The sequence below is a fragment of the Neobacillus bataviensis LMG 21833 genome, from assembly GCF_000307875.1.
Taxonomy (GTDB): domain Bacteria; phylum Bacillota; class Bacilli; order Bacillales; family Cytobacillaceae; genus Neobacillus; species Neobacillus bataviensis.
This window is the reverse complement of the sequence record NZ_AJLS01000129.1, coordinates 1-19,804: the sequence shown is the minus strand read 5'-3', so window position 1 is coordinate 19,804 and position 19,804 is coordinate 1. Positions and strand designations below refer to the sequence as shown.

Below are 19,804 nucleotides of genomic sequence, written 5' to 3'. Positions count from 1 at the left end.
CGACAAACCTCGCACCTAAAAAATCACTCAACCTTCTCTTTTAACAGCAAAAACAGCACATCCAATCAAACATTTGATTAACACGAAATGACCTAATGAATCGTTTGATTAAATGTGGGCAAAACCCTTATGTTTCACGTATTTAAGCCAGTTCCCTAGAAAAATTCTGTCGATGGAAGGTCCCACTCTTCGACAAAGATCATCAATAGTAACTTATAAAAACGATGAACCTACAAAAATGGACACGTTTTGATACTAATCAAACGATTGATTAAAACTACCCCCAGCACCGATAAATAGAGAGTTTCTATTATAAAACATGTCGAAATAGGCTACCCCGATACACAACGAGATCTCTTCTAACTCATCACCCTAAAGATTAGCTTTGTGGAGGTCTGCCCCACCAATTTATAGCATATCATGTAGTAAGTAGACATGCTCACATACCCCAACCGAGGAGGAAAAAGATGCCGGCGATAGTCCATGAACCTCTCTATCTTGAAATTATCATTTGGTTGTTCCCTATCACATTCATGTTTCATGCCTTAGAGGAGATCATCACCATTGAGAATTTTCTAAGAAAGCACAAACATAACGTTCCACCCACTTTTCTCGGTAAAATGACCTTAACCATAAAAAAAAAGTTGGGTGCGACTTCCCCCCAGCTTTCTATTAGTATGGCATGAATCTTACTGTTCATTTCCCTGATTACCCCGATGACCGCCTGCCTGCTTCCAATCGGGAAGGCAAACTTTCTGCTCTATACGGCAATTCTGAACCTATTCTTCCTACAGGCCTTTTCACATATTGGGCAAACCATCGTACTTAAGGGCTATACACCGGGTGTGATAACGGCGATAGGCCTCATGATTCCCTATTCTCTACTCATGTATTGCCTCTTGTTTAAAGGAGGTTTCATCGATGGACATTTACTGGGGAAGAGTATTCCCTTTAGCCTGTTAATGGTACCCATTTTTCTATTAGGAAATCTATTAGGTCGGAAATTTAACTGATTTATGAAAGGGTGATTAAGATGAGCCAGTTTCAATCTTCAAAGCTCCATACTACATTTTTACCCTCAGCCAACGAGAGACTGCCTGTTAGTGGTCGGAAGTATACCTTGACACATTCTGATACAACGGGTCATTTATTTTTGACCATTGGCCCTTACTATAACCTGACCGCTATTAATGTAGATATGCGTGATGAGGTTTTAGCAGAATGGACCCAGCAACAGGATCAATTTACTTTGGTGGCCCATGTCTATGTAAGCGGAGGGGAGTATGATGAACAGGCAGCTAAAAAGCGCTTCATGATCTTCCAGCGTGAAGCCCCACTTGCCTTAACAGCTATCTTTTATGGTGATCGCGCCTTTTTCAACAACTACTCACAGCTACTGGATTCTCCCGTCTATCTTCATTTCGAATCCACCTATTCACCATTTCATCAGGTACTTTACTACGGAACTCCTCGAAAATATATACAGCCTAAATAAAAACGAGTGAAACCGAACCGCTTTTCACTCGTTAACACCAACCCTCCTCCCGCCAAATTTCGTCCCTCAAAAACCACTTAACCCCCTCTTTACCAACAAAAGCAGCAAATCCATTCAACTGTTTGATTAGCAAGAAATTTACTAGCTAATCGTTTGATTAAATGTGGTCAAAACCCTTATGCAGAAAGAACTCAGGGCAATTTATCGGAAATTTACTGTCGATAGAAGGTCTCCATCTTCTACAATTACCTTCAATAGTAACTTATAAAAACTAGTAACCTACAAAAGTTGGCACGTTATGATACTAAACAAACGATTGATTAAAACTTCCCCACCACCGATAAACAGGGAGTTTCTATTATAAAGCGCGTCGAAAAGTGCCACCCAGATTTACAGCGGCATTTCTTCTAACACACCAAATAAGACTAAACCAGGGGAAAAACGTAAAGTTAATTCATTAGTGAATAGGATATTCAAAATTGAATATTACTCTCTATCTATCTAGGTTCAATTTGCTGAATATTACCACAATTTCGGATTGGTATGGTACTTGCATATAAGAATATATCTACTATTTTAAGGAGGCTCAAATATGCAAGAAAATCAAACCAAGACAATGGGTGGATCTACAGTAGAACATGTTGATAGTGATGCTTCACAACTGGCGGCGCTTGGCTATGAATCTGAATTTCGCCGTGACATGAGTCCATGGGCAAACTTTTCCCTTGGGTTCACCTATCTTTCCCCTGTAGTAGGCGTGTACACATTATTTGCTTACGCACTTGCGCAAGGCGGCCCGCCCATGATTTGGGGTCTGATCATCTGTGGTCTCGGACAGCTTCTAGTCGCACTTGTCTTTAGTGAGGTGGTTGCACAATTCCCTGTTGCAGGTGGTGTGTATCCTTGGGCCCGAAGATTATGGGGACGCAAGTATGCGTGGATGACCGGCTGGGTTTATTTAATTGCTTTGTTTGTCACGATTGCCAGTGTGGTATATGGAGCTGGGCCTTTTCTGGCACAGGTTTTAGGTTTTGACGTATCAGTGAACTCAACCATTCATTGCGCAATCGGTATTCTAGTCCTATCGACCATCATCAATTTTCTTGGCACGAAGGTTCTCGCAGCCGCTGCATTAATTGGATTTACGGCTGAGATTATTGGTGCACTTGCCGTTGGTTTTTGGCTGCTACTAACACAAAGACATCATGGTCTAAGTGTTCTCTTTGATTCTTTTGACGCCGCGGGTAGCCATAGCTACTTTTACGCTTTTGCTGCCGCTAGTTTAATTGGAACCTTTCTCTATTTCGGGTTCGAAGCATGTGGGGATGTGGCAGAGGAAGTACCCAATCCAGGTGGACTGATCCCAAAGGCCATGCGGAGGACGATTTATATTGGAGGTGCTGCCGCCGTTTTTGTTACCCTTGCTTTAGTCCTTTCCGTTGCTGATATTCCAGCAGTGATCGCCAGTAAAGACGTGACTCCAGTTGATACCATTTTAACAAATGCGTTTGGTACTGTGGGTGCAAAGGTTGTACTAGGGATTGTTTTGATTTCTTTCCTTTCATGTGCCATAAGTTTACAGGCTGCAGCCAGTAGACTTGCCTATTCATATGGCCGTGATGACATGATTATAGGAAGTCAACTCTTAAAAAAGTTCTCATCTGCTCGTCACATTCCACCATATGCATTGCTTCTAGCCGCTATTATTCCAGCGATCATTGTTCTTGGCTCAAAAGTGTCAGAGGATGCACTCACAAAGATCATCAGTTTTGCATCACTTGGCATTTATATTGGCTTTCAAATGGTTGTCCTTGCTGCACTTCGGGCTAGACTAAAAGGATGGAATCCAAGTGGCAAATACCATTTAGGCAAATGGGGATTGCCTGTTAATATTGGTGCACTTATCTACGGAATCGTCGCCATGATCAACATGTGTTGGCCAAGAACACCGGATGCGCCCTGGTATGATAACTATATCGTGCTCGTTTCAGGAGTCGTGGTAGTCGGTATTGGCTTACTCTATATGATGATTCATCACAGTTACGGGCATAGCAATATGCCGTATAATGATGCGATACCGAAAAAACATCAACACAATGACCTATCTTTTAAGTCATGATTTACAAGTTGATTTAACGAAACAATCAATAACCTGGAGTCTGTCCCTAATGTCTAAATGCACCTGATTGTCCGCTCATACGTTCAAAAACGGATAATTAGGTGCGATTTTTTTGCATAAGTACAGTATTTGATTGCATGGGGGCCTAACCCCGAAATTCTTAGCAGTAAATGGACAAAAGCCCATTTTCCCAGGAAGTACTTCTTTTGTACCATCGCTATGCTGAATAAAAATCGCTAGATTCTCAAGCATCTTATTCGTTAGCTGAACATCAGTTGGTAATGGCATCATAATTGTAACCAAGTGATTTTGCATATTCGTCTCAATTTCCATGGGACGGCCTAGTGCTTGAATTTCCTTATTTTGATCTTCGATAATATTCTTCACGATTTGTCCCTGCTCAGCTTGTTCCTCAATCAATTGTCGATGAGCTTCATCTTTAACAGGAACGACACGGAAATACAAGTCTTCCTCAAAGTCCATAATAGACTTGTTAGGCACCGAAATATTCACATCGTTCGTTTGAATTTGGAGTACAGCTCCCCCTTGTCCTAACAACTTGATGGCATTTTGTTACCGGTGTTTCAAAATTATATTCTTCAATGATACTATCGGTATCGACAGGTTTATCAAGATGATGAACCAAAAAGGCACACACTTCTTTCTCCTTTTTTGTTTTCCATGATAGTGTCCGTTTCTGATCACCAGGCAAATGGAGATAAAAGCCTCCCATACAATAATATTTCTAATAGATCAAGTGCATCTTCTTCATCATCAATTAGCATCACACGTAACACGTACATTACCCCTTAATCACGATTCCGTAATACAGCAAAACTGGAAAATAAAAAGAACAAGTTCCCTTGAATCACCTAGTAAACTTAATAACTATTCAATTCTACCTTCATAAGCTTTGTAATTATAGAATCATAAAAAAGAATTCGTAAATAATATTTTATTGGAAAACCAGCATGTTTGGGGGTGATATCGGAAGGAATTCAATTTTAGAAATAATAAGGAAGCACGAACCTTTGCGCAAGACGTGTCGCCCGGTAAGTTGACACTTTTCACTCGTTATTACCAAACCGCTTCTCGACAAACTTCTCATCCAAAAAGTCACTTCCCCCCCCCTTTTAACAGCAAAAGCGGCAAATCCAATCAAACATTTGATTAGCATGAAATTTACTAATTAATCGTTTGATTAAATATGGCCAAAACCCTTATGTAAAACTTACTCAGGCTTGTGGGTCGGTAAAATTTCTGTCGAAGATCGCTCTCAATCTTCGACACTATCTTCACTAGTACCTTATAAAAACTAATAATCAGCAAAAAGTAGTACATTTTGATACTAATCAAACGATTAGTTAAACTCCCCTCACCATAGATAAATAGAGGGTTTCTAGTATAAAAGGCGTCGAAAAATGTCACCACGTTGCACGACTGAAGTTCATCTTACCTATACTACACAATATTCGCTAAATTCGGAAGTTTTGTAAAACACTTTACAGAATTCAATCGTGTTTAGAATTAAACTTGTCATAGGTTAAAAGTTTGAAGGCGTTTATGGAGTGAATCAGGTATTGTTTATTTATTTTACTAATTAAGCCCTTTTCTTGTAAATAAAGCATGACATTGGAGACGCTTACTCTTGAGGAGCCAACGACCTGGGAAAGTTCTTGATGTGTAAAGGGAATGGCGATCAAAACACCATCGCCCAAACTTTCCCCATATGTTTCAGCCAATTGCGCCAGCACAAACATGACACGTTCTCCAATGTTTGAAAAACTCATTAGGTGTGTTTGCACAAGCAAGGCGTTTTGTTTTTGGCTCATGGATTGCAGCACTCGTTCAAATAGGCCTGGGGTTCCTCTAACAATTTCTCGGAATGGGGCATGGGGAATTCGAATGACTTCTATGTCTGTTGAAGCAGCAGCACAATACGGATAAGTTGCACCAGACCAAACATTGCATTCACCAATGATAGAATTCGACCCTAATACAAACAAATGCCGTTCTTCACCAGAGGGGGATAACAGGTACGCCCTTACTCGTCCAGTTAGGATTAAATAAATATCCGACATGGCCTGATGCTCCATAAAAAGGCAGGTACCCTTTGAGTAGAATTTTTTCGTTCCATGCTGCTTAAAAAGTTCAGGGTCCCAGTTTCCTTGTTCCACCCATAAGTTCATTTGTACACGCCTCCTTTAACCTAATGAAATTGAAATTGATATTTTTATAGAAAGGAAGAAAATCGATGAGTCATCCTTTTAAAGAACAAAGAAAACTTTTCCCAACACTTACGAATACCATTCATTTATCCAGTTGTTCACAAAGCGCGATCAGCTTACCAGTGAAAGATGCGATAAATCATTACTTGGAAAGCTGGACTGAAAACGGCATGGATTGGAACGGCTGGATGGAGCGGGTTCAAGATGCAAAAAGTGAATTTGCCGCACTGATCAATGCAGATCCAGAAGAGATCGCTGTATTATCTAGTGTTTCGGACGCCGCCTCCGCATTCGCAAGTGCACTTTCCTTTACATCCGATCGAAATAAAGTAGTGACAACAGATATTGATTTTCCATGCATTGGACATGTTTGGCTTTCTCACAAAAAGAGAAATGCTCAAGTAACCTTTCTACCTGCTGATGAGAATCATACAATCCCATTTGAATCCTATGAAAAAGCAATTGATACAAATACGCTTGTCACGTCCATCGCACATGTATCTTATTATAACGGCTTCAAGCAAAACTTGAAATCGCTTTCCTCCCTTGCACATAGCAAAGGATCCTTCTTATTTGTCGATGCCTACCAGTCTGCGGGAAGCGTTCCGATTGACGTCAAAGACAGCAATATCGATGCCCTTGTTGCGGGAGCCCAGAAGTTTTTACTAGGAGTTCCGGGAATCGCCTTTATGTATATAAAAAAGGAACTAGCAAATCAATTGGAACCCCTGACAACCGGATGGTTTAGCCGGCAAAATCCCTTTGCCTTTACCAATCAAATTTTAGACTACGCGGATGGTGCTCGGAGATTTGATACAGGTACACCGCCCATGATCAATGCCTATGCAGCACATGCGGGAATTTCGCTCTTGAATGATATTGGCATCAAACCAATCGAAACCTATTTAGAACAGCTATCTAGCGTTTGTATAGATACGGCGCAAAAACATGGACTGGAGATCGCAAGTCCGTTAGATATTCAGCAAAAAGGAAGTAATACCGCCATACGGGTTAAAAATGCTGGCATTTTGGAAGGTCACTTGAAATCCCAAGGAATTATTGTATCAGCCCGTAATGATGTGCTTAGAATTGCTCCACATTTCTACAACACAGAAGAAGAAATAGTCCAAACCATTGAGGCGATTGCCCATGCTCTTATTACAAAGTAAAAAAATAGCAGCGATTCTACTAGGAACCTTCCTTGTAGCTGCTGCTTACTATGTTTTTCAAAAACCAAACGGGATTACAGCACCAGGATTAGGGGGAATTGCCGTCATAGTGGCGAACGCCCTGCATTCTCCCTTAGGACTAATCTATTTTGTACTCAATATTCCCTTATTTTTAATCGGATACCGTTCCATCGGTTCCTCTTTTGCTCTCTTTAGTTTAATTGGAATGGGGGCACTCTCTCTCTTCTTAGCCATTTTAACGACAATCCCCACCCTACCTTCACCCATAATCGGTTGTATTTTAGGTGGGGTTCTCTCTGGGATCGGTATAGGCATCGTGATTCAAGCGGGCGCAACCACCGGTGGACTCGATATTGCCAGCGTCGTGATTGCCAAGCATTTCCCCTTCATCACGATTGGAAAAACGATGATGGTCGTCAATGGCTTTGTCCTTTTTTTAACCTTTTTAACAGACGGATTTGATCATACTGTTCTTACATTTATTAGCATTATCATTGCAGGAAAAAGCGTGGATTCATCGATATCCTTACTTCAACGATACAAAAATGAGGAGGCCAGTTTATGAAGGATCATTTAATCAAGCAAGAAGAAGGGTTGCAGCGTGCCCTTACTGACCGACAACTAACGATGATTGCCATTGGTGGGGCAATAGGAACTGGATTGTTTATGGGAAGTGGAATTGCGATTGGCTATGCAGGTCCGGGTGTACTTATTAGCTATGTGATTACTGCGTGCATTGCTGTGATCATGATGTTCAGTCTATCTGAAATGGCGGTAGTTCACCCTACAGCTGGCTCATTTGGTACCTATGCGGAAATGTATCTTAATTCCTGGGTAGGATTTTTAGTTCGGTATACGTATTGGGCCGCCCAAGTGATTGCCATCGGGAGTGAGGCTGTAGCGGTAGGAATTTATATGCAATATTGGTTCCCTTCGATCCCTGTTTGGCTGTGGGCACTGGGATTTGGCGCCATTATCCTCTATGTAAACAGCCGTTCTGTAGGTAATTTTGGAACGATTGAATATTGGTTTGCTATGATTAAAGTCGTTGCCATTGTTCTCTTTATCATTTTCGGAATCACCGTCGTATTTGGAATTGGACATTCTGAATCCGTAGGTTTTAGCCATTATACAGACAACCAGGGTTTCTTTCCACATGGGTTTAAAGGGGTGTGGATGGGTGTGCTGATGGCCATTTTCTCCTTTTATGGAGTAGAAATTATTGCCGTTACCGCCGGTGAGTCAAAGAACCCACAAAAGGCCGTTCCAAAAGCCATGAAAACCATGATTATCCGATTATTCCTCTTCTATATCTTGTCGTTGGCAATTATTCTTGCCATCGTCCCTTGGGCACATGCCGGTGCACAAGTAGTGGAACAGAGCCCGTTTGTAAAAGTATTCGAAAACTCTGGCATTCGGTATGCAGCCGGTATTATGAACTTTGTCGTATTAACAGCCGCGTTATCAAGTATGAACACAAATCTATATCTCACATCACGAATGCTTTTCTCCTTATCACGTGGCCGCTACGCTCCCAAAGCTTTAGGGAATTTAAGCAAAACGGGAACCCCTGTGAATGCGATCTTAGCGTCTAGCGGAGGAGTCTTGATTGCCAGTCTAGTTTCCTATTTTAGTCCCATGGCTTTTAATTATCTTTTTGGGGTTGCCCTTTTTGGTGGGATTCTCGTATGGATCATCATTCTAGTAAGCCACTTGAATTTTAGAAAGACAGTTCATTTGCATCACCCGGAACCACTGCCAGTAAAAGCACCTTTGTTTCCATTATTGCAGTGGATTGGGATTATTTTATTAAGTGCCATTCTAATTACGATGGCCTTTTCCCCAGACTTCCGAGTCGCATGGATAGTGGGAGTGCCTTTTATCATCGTCGTGAGCATCATCTTCTTCCTACGCCGAAAAACAATGCCGGCAGTAATCGAAAATCAAGTAAAATCCTAAAATCCAAATAAATGGGGTTCAGCCTCCGGCACAAGCTGGAAACTGAACCCTTTATTTTTTCTTTCATTCTTTACAGCTTTAAACAACTTTTCACTCATGATGACCATTCCGCCACTAGACAAACAGGGAATCCACCGGGACGATTTTATAACCTTTTTCCTTAAATGCCACTAGAGCCGTCCCCCTGATTAACGCAAAAAACCCACGAGCCTTTTCTGTCTCGTGGATTTAGATTCCATCCTTACTTTTTTACCTTAGCCGCACTGCCTCTTAAAATGAGTTTGGTATGAATGGTTAGTTTTTTACAGATTTCACGCTTTGTTGCGATGCGCTCAAGCAGTAAGTCAACTGCAGATTCTCCCATGATCTCTGTGTACAGCTTCACCGTAGTAAGCGGTGGCATCATGTATTGAGCGGAGGATACGTCGTTAAAGCCAACGATGCTGAGGTCATCCGGAATGTTTACGCCTAGTTCATAGGCCGCCTTGTAGCAGCCGACTGCAATAGAGTCGTTAGCTACAAATAAAGCGGTTGGCTTTTCATCTTGGCTAAGCATTTCCTTCAAAATCTGATAGCCTTCCTTTGGATTGTAGCCGCCAATTTTGACGAAATCCTCATTGAAGATACCTTTTTCCTTAAGATAGGATTCAAACACGTCCTGCCGTAAATCCTTGAAACGGTTCCCATACATATCGGTTTCGACTCCGCCGATAAAGCCGATCTTTTGATGACCCAAGTCAACTAAATAGTTGAGCGCATTTTTCGTTGCTGAGTTAAAATCAATGACGACAGCATCGAAACAATTCTCATCTGGGTTGGCATCCACAAACACCGATGGCTTATCAAAGCTCTTGATTAATTCAATATCTGCTTTTTTAAAGGTTCCAAGGCAGATGATTCCGTCCAATTTAGAAAGATTTTTCTTTGTGTCGTCATTGGTGACATTAAGAATTTCCATCCCCATACCTTTGAGTTTCTTTTCTAACGCGACCCGAATGGAGAGATAATAGGTGTCGACCAATTCCTCTTCAAGTGAATAGGAATAGTAGAGCCCTACAATCCCTTTCTTCTTTGTCTTCTTATTTTTCGATGTGATGACATAGTTAAGTTCCTCAGCCGCTTCGAAAATTCGCTTTCTTGTCTCAGGCGCCACATTTAGTGTTTCATCATAATTTAACACCCGAGAAACCGTTGCCATGGAGACCTGTGCTAAATCTGCTATATCTTTAATCGTCGCCATTTTTCATACCCACTTTTTCTTATATACTTCTATTATATTACAATTAATGTCTTTTCTTAAAATAAAATCGATTGGCTACGTTGCTTCTTTGAAGCGTTTCCTTTTCAGAAATTTTAGTTTCGTTTCTGAAATGATGATGGCTGTGAGGATAAGGATTGCTCCAGCGATCATTTTTACCGTTAATTCTTCATTTAAAATGATGACGGAGAAGACCATTCCCCAGAAGGCTTCTGTAGATAAAATGATGGCTGCATTTGTCTCAGTTGTGAATTTCTGGGCGACTGTCTGCAGTAAAAAGGCAATTGTTGTTGAGAACACGCCTAAGTACAGAACGGCAGATACCCCTTCAAAACTTGCTGTAAGATGCGTTTCACCCTTGAACAGGACAACGATAAAACCTAAAACGGCAGCAACTGCCATTTGAATGATTGTTAACAGGACGGGATCTTCATCTTTTACAAACTGTGCTGTGTAGAAAATATGGAACGCGAATCCGACCGCACATAATAACGTAAGGAAGTCCCCGAAATTGACGCCTCCTGAGAGCCTCAATGACAACACCCCAATACCTGTAACAGCAAGCATTGCGCCAAGAAGCTCAAACTTATCCATTTTTCGTTTAAAAATAAAAAAGGCGATAAACGGAACGATCACCACATTCACTGCGGTTAAAAAGGCATTTTTCGATGGTGTGGTATAGACCAAGCCGACCGTTTGCAGGGCAAATGCCAAGTATAAAAAGATGCCAATGATCGAACCCTTCATAATCGTACTTTTTTTGATATTCTTTAGTTTTTTAAAAAAGACAAGCCCTAACAAAATGACACCGATCAGGAAACGGATCGCAAGAATTTGATAGGGTGTAAAATGATCAAGTGACACCGCACTTGCGACAAAACCGCTTCCCCAAATAACAGCTACAATGGTAAGGCCTATTTCCCCGATATATTTCTTCATGTAATCCGCCGCCTATTTATTTTCAAGTAATTCTAGGAAGACACTTGACGTCCACGTAAAGGAGGTATCAACAAGCCCTTTTCCATTATGCGGGTCGAAGTTTTCCGCCATTCCGCCGGCAAGTGTAAGATTTAAAAATTTCTCTCTTATTTTCTCACCAATCTCACTGTAGCCATAGCTTTTTAATGAATCAACAAAAAGATACGTAACAGGAGCCCAAATGGGGCCAAGCCAATAGCCATTCTCCTTATAAAATGGACTTGATGGCATTTCGGTTGCGAATCCGTATTTCGTTTCAAAGTTTTCCACAAGGTCATCCACAAGCTGATCCATCACCTTTTGATCTAGTCGATACCCAATTAAAACGGGCAATCGTAAAATCAAGCTTGAGCGGATGTCAATTTTTTCAGCGTCCTTGCCCACACGGCCAAAGAAGCCTTTTTCGTCATAAAGTCGCTTCATTAACAGATCAAACAGATCATCCGCTTTTTCTGTAAATTGTTTCGCTTCTTCCTCTTCCCCAAGAAGGCCGGCAAATTTTGCTAAAATATCATGTGTTCGAATTAAAAAGCTTGCAAGATCCGGTGCTTCCACCGGCATTCCACGGTGAAATAAAGACGCATTATCCCAGCCTGAGTCATTGCCATGCTTATAATGCGGCAGTCTGCCTTCATAGGTTCTATATAATTCAAAATACTTCATGACTTTTTTTGTCGATTCATAAACCTCTCTTAGACGTTTTTCCTCCATAAAATAGTCATTCATATTCATGAGTTTTTCATAAATAAGGCTGAAAATTGGCGGTTTAATACAGTTATAAGAAACAAATTTATCATTCACAAAATCCGGATACGCCCCGGATTCATCCTGTGTATCGATGAAGATTTTTAGCTGTGAATAGGCGAGCTCTGGATAGTTCGCTCCAAGATGCAGCGCATTAAAACAGTTGTCCCAAGACCAGATATTATACATCCATAGCTTTGACATATACATCGCGTAATTTTTTAAGAGGCCATCCGGATGAACGATACTTGACCAAGTAATATAGGCAGCACGGTCAATGGAAGCCTCATAGACTTCATTCTTCTCGGTACTATTTTCTAGCCACTCCTGATAGAGTTTCTCCACCTTTTCTTTTCCCGCTTCAAAGCTTCCATATTTCTTTGGCTTAAAAACAGTACGGTAGCTCTCCATCACAAAGTGACCATCCTTCATGCGTATATCGATAAAATCATTGCCAATCACGTTCCAAGGAGCATGAACAGACATCTCACCGGACAGCTTGCTAATCATCAGTTTTAGTTCCTTTGGATAGATGTGGTATTCATACATCCCATCCTCATATTCGTGTAAGGTGTCGTACTTCACTTTGCTTGCTTGCAGGCGGACCTCGACACCCTTTGTTTCAAGTTGAAGCTCGTCCTCTTCCGGGATGATGATTTCTGCATATTTCTCTAAATCCTCTACTAGATAAAAGCGGAGGGACGTTTCAGTTGCAAGGATGTCAAACTTTTTTTCCACTCCATCCTGTAACAGATCAAGCTTAAAAAGCTTTGATGGGGCGTCATCCCCGCCATGAACATCTCGTATATAAATTTCCCCTGAATCTTTTTCCTGCGATACGCAAAAGTAAGAACCGAATCTGGAAAAAGGAATTTCACTTATATCTAATTTCATAGACTTTATTTCTCCTTTATACGCTTTCTATATAATAAGCAGGGTTTCCCCTGCTTATCTCTTAACGTGCTGTAAAGAATTTACTTTCTTCTACTAGAAGATCCTTCTGAACTTTTCTTAGTTCAAATTGAAGGTGGAAGTCCTCAATCACGGTTCGATAGGGAGGAAGCTGTTCCTCACCACAGCTATTGCTTCCGACGCCGCTTTGTTTGTAATCGATCGTCAACACATTGAATGGTGACTTATCAATATGACCGCGGTGTTTTGCCTCTTCAAGAGCACTGGTTTCATAGTCATGAATCGTAAAGTCATACTCTTCTTTAAAATTGATCAGGTACTCATGATCACCTTTTGCAAGCGCAAGGAAGGAAGTATCACAGCGTGAACCATTTTCCTGCGGATACACATAATCAGTATGCATTTCTTGAACGGTCTTGCTGTAAAGGCCTATTGGCTGGCTGCGCTTTGTATCTTGATAGGATTCGGAATCTCCCCGGCCATACCAAGTAACATGGTTGTAATCCTGATTAAGGTGCAAGGTGATCCCGATTCGCGGCAGCATTTCCGGTATTTCATGACCACGTAGGACTTTTTCACCTTTCAGGTCAACATGTAGGGCACCATTCTTCGTCATACGGTAGTTGTACGTTAGGTGGAAGCCCCATGCTTGATTCACCGTAGATAGGTATTTCGTGATGACGACATCGACATGATCCTCTGCCATTTCGTAAGAAACTTCGCCTAGCTGTTCTTTTGTATTTTTTAGGAAGTACTTGTTCACCCAGTCATCCTTTTTATACATATCATTGTCAATAATCGCTCTCCAAAGGGTAACTTCAGGTCCTTTGTTGATGATTTCTTCTCCTTCAGATTCGAAGGACACTAATGTTCCGAACACGTTTGAGAAGATAGCCTTAAACTGATCGTTTTCAATGGTAAGCTGGGCGCCATCTTCCTCAATCATGAAATTGGATCCCGTTGAAGCAACCATTTTCACTACTTTTTCAACTTTTGTCGATTCTAATAAGAAGCTTTCCTTTGTGATCTCATGACCTTTTTCAGCATAGAGAGTGTCTTCAGCTTCTCGGTAGCTCAGGTAGATGCGAACATCGTCATACTGAGCGGCATTTTCCAAATTGATTGGTAAAATCATTTCTGCTTCTTCATGCGGCTGGATGCTTGGAAGCTTTATTTCTTTTTCCTCTATAAGTGTACCAAAAGATTTTACTTCAATATGAAGAAGGGTTCCGCTTAAATTTCTAAAATCATACAGGTTCTTCAAGCGAATTTTTCCTTCGTCCAGGTTTACGATTTCCGTTACAATCGGCTCGATGACCTTTTTGTATTCTAAAAGTCCTGGTGATGGCGTTCGATCCGGGAACACAAGCCCGTCAATACAGAAGTTTCCATTTGTAGGGAAATCCCCGTAATCACCGCCATATAAATAATAGGTTTCCCCATTTTCGTTTGTCGTTTCGATTCCATGGTCACACCATTCCCAGATGAAACCACCTTGTAATCTAGGATACTTCCTCATTACTTGTTGGTAATCCGTCAAGCCGCCAGGGCCGTTCCCCATGGCGTGGCCATATTCACATAAGATATGAGGCTTCTTGCCTTCTGTATCTTTACCAATCTCTTCAAGCGGTTTTAGGCGAGTGTACATGGTTGTATAAATATCACTATAGGCTGCAACTCTGTCCCCCTCGTAATGGACCAATCTAGTAGAGTCGAGTGCTTTGATTGCGTTGTACATGGCCGTGAAGTTACGTCCAGCACCTGACTCGTTTCCTAGTGACCACATGATCACACTTGGATGGTTGCGATCCCTTTTCACCATTCTTACGGCACGGTCTACATATTGTTGTTCCCATAGCTCATTATCAGAAATCCAATTGTAGTTACCCGTGTTTTCAAAGCCGTGACACTCAAGGTCTGCTTCATCAATCACATAGAGGCCGTACTCATCACATAAATCATAGAATACATCATTATTTGGATAGTGCGCTGTACGTACCGCGTTGATATTGTGCTGTTTCATCATTTTAATATCTTGAAGCATATCCTCATAGCTTACGGTTCGACCAGTCTTCGGATGCGAGTCGTGACGGTTCACACCGTTAAAGAAAATCCGTTTACCGTTGACACGAATTTCGTTATCGATGACTTCAATGGCACGGAAACCAATGCGAAGGGGCACGACTTCCTGTTGACCGTTTGGTAAACCATATTCAAAGACGAGATGATAGAGATTTGGCTCTTCGGCATTCCATAGAAGTGGATGTTCGACCACTCTACTGATCTCGAATTTGCCATCGATCACTTCAATTTCAAATTCATCTACTTTTTCGCCTTGAAAGGTAAGAGTAGCGACTACATCTTTTACATGGCTGGTTAAAAACATTCCGTCCATTTTTAATGTGAAGTGTTCATAGTTTTCATCAGGAAGTGTCTCCACATAGAGATCCTGTAGGGCATCTTTGTTGATTTTATAGAGCTCTACACTTCTAAATATTCCAGATAGCCACCACATATCTTGGTCCTCAAGGTACGTGCCATCAGAAAATTGATAAACCCGAACCGTGAGACGGTTACTTCCTTGTCTTACATAGTCTGTAATATCAAATTCAGACGGTAATCTTGACACCTTGCTGAAGCCGACATGTTTTCCGTTCACATATAAATCGAAAGCAGAGTCGACTCCATTGAATTTTAAGATAAGTGCTTGTTCGCCAGTTAGGTCGGAAACCTCGATATCTCTAAAATAAATCCCGGTTGGATTTTCTTGTGGGACAAACGGCGGGTTAATGGCAAAAGGGTATAAAACGTCCGTATAATGCATGTTTCCGTAGCCCTTAATCTGCCAACTAGACGGAACCTCGATATCATCTAATCCTTCAACTGGGAAGTGCTCCGCTTCAAATCCTTTTGGTGAAAGTTCTGGTGCGTCAACAAACAGGAACTTCCACATGCCGTCTAGTGATGTATATCCAATACTTTTTTCACGATTAAATGTGTTTGCGTTCTCTCTCGTTTCATATCTGTAAAAATCGGTATGGGCAGGGAGTCTGTTGATTCCCGTTAGGTGAATGTTCTCCCATCTTTTCATCTCTCGTCGCATAGTAATTTTCCTCCGATGACTCTATGTTGATTGTCTTTCTTACTTTATGGAACCACTGATTCCTTCGACAATATACTTCTGTGCAATTAGGAACACAAGAACAGGTGGGATAATCATGACTAATGTGATTGACATAATCGGTAAGATTTGCAGATCATGAACCCCTTTAAATGCTGCAAGTCCTAGTGCTAATGTATATTTCGATTGATCTTGAAGGTAAATTAATGGACCAAGGTAGTCGTTCCAGACTAATAAAATATTTAATACCGCGATTAGGATAAGTGGTGCTTTCATAATCGGCACGAAGATCTTAAAGAAAATCTGAAATTCGTTTGCCCCATCAATTCTCGCCGCATTTTCAAGATCCTTTGGTATATTCATCAGGAATTGCCGTAATAAAAAGATATAATAGGCTGATCCAAAAAACGCCGGGACAATTAATGGTTTCAAGGTATTAATCCACCCGAATAAATTGAATTCCATATATAACGGAATCATCGTTACGTCCCAAGGAATCATCATCGTTGCAAGCAATAGGACGAAAAGTCCATTTTTAAATTTGAAATCATATCGTGCAAATCCGTATGCAACTAATGAACATGAAATCAGCTGACCCAGCGTCGTCATCACCGTTACAATAACGGAGTTAATAAAATAAGTGCCGAACGGCTGGCTGTTCCACGCATCAATAAAGTTCCCCCATTGTGGTACATGTGGAAAAATCTTTGGTGGGAAACTAAACACTTCTGACTCTGTTTTTAATGCTGAAAGGATTACCCATACAAATGGTAGTAAGAAGTAAAGGGTAAATAACCCAAGAAGGCTGTACATGATGATTTTATGTTTTTTTGACATCCTCATTTTTTCTTCTTCCCTTCTTTTTTCACTTCATTTTCGTAAAATACCCATGTAGATGATGATTTGAAGATGAACATCGTTAAGATGAGGATGACGATGAACATAAACCACGCGTTTGCACTTGCATATCCTAATTTTTGGTGTTTAAACGCGTTATTAAACACATATATTCCGTAGAAATAGGTTGATTTTAATGGACCGCCGCCGGTTAAAAGTAACACTAATGCTAACTGCTGCAAGGCTCCAATGACCGATGTAATGACGTTAAATAGAATCGTTGGTGTAATACTTGGAATGGTAATGCTGAAGAACTGACGAAATGGACCAGCGCCATCAATCGCCGCTGCTTCATATAATTCTGGTGGAATTCCCTTAATATCTGTATAAAAAATCAGCATCATCGTTCCGACACCCCAGGCACTCGCAATGACAATGGTAAGAATCGCCCATTTCGGATCCACAAGCCATTTTGGTCCTTCAATGCCAATGAATGATAGTAAATAGTTTAAAATCCCGTATTGAGAGTTGAAAATCCAGCCCCAAATAATTGAAATGGCAACTCCAGAAACAACCGCAGGTAAATAGAAAATGGTACGGAAAAATTTCATTCCTTTTAATGGCTGCGTAATGAGGAGTGCTAGGATTAAGGCACTAACTAAGTTTAACGGTACAAAAATGGCAGCAAACTTAAAGGTAATAGCTAAAGATTTATAGAATTGTGGGTCGCCAGTGAACATCGTTTTATAGTTTTCGATTCCCACAAAGGTTGGTGCACTTGTAATCGGCCAATTATAGAAGCTCATCACTAATGAAAAAGCCAATGGCCCTAAGGTAAACACCAAAAATCCAATAATCCACGGTGATATAAATAAATAGGGTACTTTCCTACTTACTAGCTGATAGCTATTCGATTTATTCGATTTCATGAAGATGACCCCTTAGTCAGAATAAGAAAATAAGGTAAAGCACTTTAGTAGCTAGTTGCAAAGTGCTTTACCACCTAAGAAAAGCGCAAGCGCCCTGGTCAGCGGCGTACGGCCTAGAGCTCCCCAACTGAGATAAAGGAAACACGGTGAACGTAGTGAACCGATGTTGACTTATCGTAGGGCGGAGAGCGAAGGACGCTAGCCGCTAGGGCGCTGAAGCTAGACAATTCTCGAAGTTGAAAATTTTATACTTTCTTAACTTATGAAGAAATGAAAGTTTTACTTAGCAGCACTCTTTAATGCTTCTTTTGGTTCCATAAATGTACTCGGGTTAAAAATAGATTCGAAAACATCGTTTAGTTTGTCAGATACTTCGCTCCAGTCATCAACGATGAAGGATGCTGGTGTATATCCGTCACTCTTTTTAAGCATGGAATAGAACACACTCTTCATTTCATCCTGCTCAAGATTTTCACTTTTAACTACTGATTTTAAAACTGGCAGTTCGAAACCAATTCTTTCTTTATTTGCTTCTTCGTTTGTCCAGAATTTTATAAATTCAAATGCTTCTTCTTTATGTTTTGAGTTTTTAGAAATGGAAATACCTGAAGAACTTAAAATACTTACGCTTTTCCCATTTTTAAACGTTGGTAATTCTACAACACCGTAATCAATTCCAGCTTCTTTAAAAGGAGTTAGCCCCCATGCTCCGTATACGAACATTCCAACTTTACCTGATTTCATTTCTGTTGTTCCAGAACCCTCGGTAGTGATGGCAATACCTTGTTTCGCCATGTTTTGGAACATGTCAAACACTTCGATTGATTTTTTCGAATCAAGGTTTCCTTTTAAGTTACCTTCTTTATCAATATAATCCGCGTTGTTACCCCAAAGGAACATTTCGAAATCATATGGGTCAGGTTTTCCTGGAAAGGCAAATCCAGTTACTTTTGATTCCTTATTTGTTAGTTTCTTAGCAGCTGCTTGAAGGTCATCCCACGTCCATCCTGCTTTTGGATATTCAACACCTGCTTTATCAAACAATGCTTTGTTGTAGTAAACAACATGTGTTGTGTATCCAACTGGTAATCCAAGGACGTTTCCATCTGCGGAGTTATAGTTCCAAAGAGTTTCATAGAAATTGTCTTTGTACTCAGCGCCTTCTTTTTTAATGTAAGAATCTAGTGGCTCTAATGCATCCTTGTATTGCGGGTAGTTCCACATATACATAATGTCTGGAGCATCCTTTGCCCCCATACCAGCAGTAATTTTTGTATCATATTCACTTCCATAAGCCTCTAAAGTAACTTCGATGTTATCGTGAGATTTATTAAATTTGTCAATCATCTTTTGCTGTAAGTCAACATCGCTTCCAACATCCCAAGTGGCAAAGCGCAGTTTTACTTTCCCATCTTTCGCAGTATCACTTTTTTTACTAGATGAGGAACTACAACCTGCTAAGAGTAACATGGCAGCAATAAATAAAACGAAAATAGATTTAAAGTTTACTAGCTTCATCGTATGACCTCCATTTTTTATGACATCCCCATTATATTCTGAATTTTACTAAATGTAAACGGTTTTATATGTATTTTTACTAAAATTATATCGGTGAGAATCTGGAAAATTATGCTTTGGTAGGGTTTTCAACTTTTAGAAAAGGATTGAATGAAAGGTTTGTTGTGGTAAAAGACTAATAAGATAGTGGATTTATTTAGTAAAATAGGAGGATTTGTGCATGAGTTGTGATGTCTTTTGTCTTTAAAAAGTGCTCTTAAAGACATTTCTGGCGAAAGGAACATGCATTTTGTCTTTAATAAGTGCTCTTAAAGACATTTCTGGCGAAAGGAACATGCATTTTGTCTTTAAAAAGTGCTCTTAAAGACATTTCTAGCGAAAGGAACCTATATTTTGTCTTTAATTCTTATTCCAACAGCCTATTTCGTCTTTCCTCCAAGTGTGAATAACTCGCCTTCGATGACTTGATGAAGACCATTTTGCTCAGGATTTTTGGAGTTTTGTCCTTCATCGGCT

General features: G+C 40.6%; 15 protein-coding genes and 1 pseudogene. 6 read left to right on the top strand and 10 right to left on the bottom strand.

From position 1 onward, the window contains the following. Positions 1 to 467: 467 nt before the first annotated feature. From BABA_RS28175 to BABA_RS19030, 3 genes and pseudogenes are all read left to right on the top strand, one after another. Positions 468 to 1,013 (top strand): annotated as a pseudogene (locus BABA_RS28175) (HXXEE domain-containing protein). A 20-nt stretch (positions 1,014 to 1,033) separates the two neighbouring features. Then, positions 1,034 to 1,495: a staygreen family protein gene (locus BABA_RS19035; protein ID WP_007086862.1), complete on the top strand. Its 462-nt coding sequence runs from the start codon at positions 1,034 to 1,036 to the stop codon at positions 1,493 to 1,495. A 592-nt stretch (positions 1,496 to 2,087) separates the two neighbouring features. Further along, positions 2,088 to 3,614 (top strand): APC family permease, encoded by a 1,527-nt coding sequence (locus tag BABA_RS19030; protein WP_007086861.1) that lies wholly within the window; start codon positions 2,088 to 2,090, stop codon positions 3,612 to 3,614. Positions 3,615 to 3,689: 75 nt separating this feature from the next. Here BABA_RS19030 and BABA_RS19025 read toward each other — a convergent pair whose 3' ends face one another. The 3 genes from BABA_RS19025 to BABA_RS19015 form a co-directional block, all read right to left on the bottom strand. Beyond that, on the bottom strand, positions 3,690 to 4,115 hold the full coding sequence (locus tag BABA_RS19025; RefSeq protein ID WP_007086860.1) for a hypothetical protein: 426 nt from the start codon (positions 4,113 to 4,115) through the stop codon (positions 3,690 to 3,692). Continuing rightward, complete coding sequence (locus BABA_RS19020; protein WP_007086859.1) at positions 4,108 to 4,326, bottom strand: hypothetical protein; 219 nt, start codon at positions 4,324 to 4,326, stop codon at positions 4,108 to 4,110. The genes BABA_RS19025 and BABA_RS19020 overlap by 8 nt, the downstream gene beginning before the upstream one ends. A gap of 799 nt (positions 4,327 to 5,125) precedes the next feature. Continuing rightward, entirely contained in the window at positions 5,126 to 5,803 is a 678-nt protein-coding gene (locus BABA_RS19015; RefSeq protein WP_007086858.1) for a Crp/Fnr family transcriptional regulator, read from the bottom strand. Between the two features lie 65 nt (positions 5,804 to 5,868). Between BABA_RS19015 and BABA_RS19010 the strand changes: the two genes are divergently transcribed. From BABA_RS19010 to BABA_RS19000, 3 genes are read left to right on the top strand one after another with little or no spacing between them, the layout of a single operon-like run. Next, a complete protein-coding gene (locus BABA_RS19010) occupies positions 5,869 to 7,011 on the top strand; it encodes an aminotransferase class V-fold PLP-dependent enzyme (protein ID WP_007086857.1) in 1,143 nt (380 codons plus the stop codon). Continuing rightward, positions 6,992 to 7,597, top strand: a complete 606-nt coding sequence (locus tag BABA_RS19005) for a YitT family protein (protein WP_007086856.1) — start codon at positions 6,992 to 6,994, stop codon at positions 7,595 to 7,597. The genes BABA_RS19010 and BABA_RS19005 overlap by 20 nt, the downstream gene beginning before the upstream one ends. Beyond that, the gene (locus BABA_RS19000) at positions 7,594 to 8,991 is read left to right on the top strand and encodes an amino acid permease (RefSeq protein ID WP_007086855.1); all 1,398 of its coding nucleotides are present in this window, start codon (positions 7,594 to 7,596) and stop codon (positions 8,989 to 8,991) included. The genes BABA_RS19005 and BABA_RS19000 overlap by 4 nt, the downstream gene beginning before the upstream one ends. Positions 8,992 to 9,232: 241 nt before the next feature. Here BABA_RS19000 and BABA_RS18995 read toward each other — a convergent pair whose 3' ends face one another. The 7 genes from BABA_RS18995 to BABA_RS18965 form a co-directional block, all read right to left on the bottom strand. Then, entirely contained in the window at positions 9,233 to 10,231 is a 999-nt protein-coding gene (locus tag BABA_RS18995; RefSeq protein ID WP_007086854.1) for a LacI family DNA-binding transcriptional regulator, read from the bottom strand. 75 nt (positions 10,232 to 10,306) lie between these two features. Then, positions 10,307 to 11,188: a DMT family transporter gene (locus tag BABA_RS18990; RefSeq protein WP_007086853.1), complete on the bottom strand. Its 882-nt coding sequence runs from the start codon at positions 11,186 to 11,188 to the stop codon at positions 10,307 to 10,309. A gap of 12 nt (positions 11,189 to 11,200) precedes the next feature. Continuing rightward, a complete protein-coding gene (locus BABA_RS18985) occupies positions 11,201 to 12,865 on the bottom strand; it encodes an amylo-alpha-1,6-glucosidase (RefSeq protein WP_007086852.1) in 1,665 nt (554 codons plus the stop codon). 61 nt (positions 12,866 to 12,926) lie between these two features. Beyond that, the gene (locus tag BABA_RS18980; protein WP_007086851.1) at positions 12,927 to 15,986 is read right to left on the bottom strand and encodes a glycoside hydrolase family 2 TIM barrel-domain containing protein; all 3,060 of its coding nucleotides are present in this window, start codon (positions 15,984 to 15,986) and stop codon (positions 12,927 to 12,929) included. A gap of 39 nt (positions 15,987 to 16,025) precedes the next feature. After that, entirely contained in the window at positions 16,026 to 16,847 is an 822-nt protein-coding gene (locus BABA_RS18975) for a carbohydrate ABC transporter permease (RefSeq protein ID WP_007086850.1), read from the bottom strand. Next, positions 16,844 to 17,770: a carbohydrate ABC transporter permease gene (locus tag BABA_RS18970; RefSeq protein ID WP_007086849.1), complete on the bottom strand. Its 927-nt coding sequence runs from the start codon at positions 17,768 to 17,770 to the stop codon at positions 16,844 to 16,846. The genes BABA_RS18975 and BABA_RS18970 overlap by 4 nt, the downstream gene beginning before the upstream one ends. 279 nt (positions 17,771 to 18,049) lie before the next feature. Further along, on the bottom strand, positions 18,050 to 19,288 hold the full coding sequence (locus tag BABA_RS18965; protein ID WP_007086848.1) for an ABC transporter substrate-binding protein: 1,239 nt from the start codon (positions 19,286 to 19,288) through the stop codon (positions 18,050 to 18,052). Positions 19,289 to 19,804 lie beyond the last annotated feature (516 nt).